This window comes from Microbacterium sp. BG28 (assembly GCF_034044005.1).
GTDB lineage: Bacteria > Actinomycetota > Actinomycetes > Actinomycetales > Microbacteriaceae > Microbacterium.
This window is the reverse complement of sequence record NZ_JAXCHA010000019.1, coordinates 1-255: the sequence shown is the minus strand read 5'-3', so window position 1 is coordinate 255 and position 255 is coordinate 1. Positions and strand designations below refer to the sequence as shown.

The window sequence follows — 255 nt, the reverse complement described above, 5'->3', positions numbered from 1 at the left end:
AGATGCCGAGCGACCCGTTCGGGCTTGTGGCCGTCGGGATCCGAGCGAGCACGATCAGCGTCTTCAGAGCTGACGCGAACGTGTCGGCCTGCTGGAGGACGTCGTCCCCGTCCAGCTGCACGTACTTGTCGCCGGATGCGACGCGCAGCGTCGGGGAGCCGGTGAGCACGTTCAGCAGGCGCCCGTTGACGATGTCTCGCCACGACGTGACCGCGGTGCCGTCAGCGCCGTCGATGTCCGCAGCGATCCAGCGTG

The 255-nt window shown here is 68.2% G+C and carries 1 protein-coding gene; it reads right to left on the bottom strand.

The window, feature by feature from the left end; genetic code table 11:
• Positions 1-255 (bottom strand): hypothetical protein (locus tag SK224_RS16795; RefSeq protein ID WP_320435773.1); only part of this gene is annotated, 255 nt, incomplete at both ends.